2 protein-coding genes are annotated in these 327 nt (G+C 41.3%); both read right to left on the bottom strand.

The window, feature by feature from the left end:
• Positions 1-41: 41 nt before the first annotated feature.
• The gene (rpmG, locus tag B3180_RS03300; protein WP_006953863.1) at positions 42-197 is read right to left on the bottom strand and encodes a 50S ribosomal protein L33; all 156 of its coding nucleotides are present in this window, start codon (positions 195-197) and stop codon (positions 42-44) included.
• An 11-nt stretch (positions 198-208) separates the two neighbouring features.
• Positions 209-327 (bottom strand): large ribosomal subunit protein bL28 (locus B3180_RS03295; protein ID WP_286843116.1); only part of this gene is annotated, 119 nt, incomplete at its 5' end.

Below are 327 nucleotides of genomic sequence, written 5' to 3'. Positions count from 1 at the left end.
AACCCAGCCGAAGCTGGGTTTTTTGTAAGCTTTAGAACCAATTACTTGATTTTAGCTTCTTTGAAGATCACGTGCTTACGAACCACTGGATCGAATTTTTTGATCTCCATTTTTTCTGGCATGGTGCGTTTGTTCTTGTCTGTGGTATAGAAGTAACCCGTACCAGCAGATGACACTAAACGAATCTTATCGCGCATAATTGAGTTCCTTAAACCTTAACACCACGGCCGCGGAGATCCGCTAATACCGCATCAATACCGTTTTTATCAATAATACGCATACCTTTAGTAGAAATGCGTAACTTAACCCAACGCTTCTCGCTTTCTA

The sequence above is a fragment of the Idiomarina sp. UBA4206 genome, from assembly GCF_002383015.1.
GTDB lineage: Bacteria > Pseudomonadota > Gammaproteobacteria > Enterobacterales > Alteromonadaceae > Idiomarina > Idiomarina abyssalis.
The sequence above is the reverse complement of the archived record's forward strand: the minus strand, read 5'-3'. Positions and strand labels throughout refer to the sequence as shown.

Coding starts and splice junctions, on each gene's coding strand:
- rpmG (WP_006953863.1), bottom strand. CDS start 197: ATGCGCGATAAGATTCGTTTAGTGTCATCTGCTGGTACGGGTTACTTC.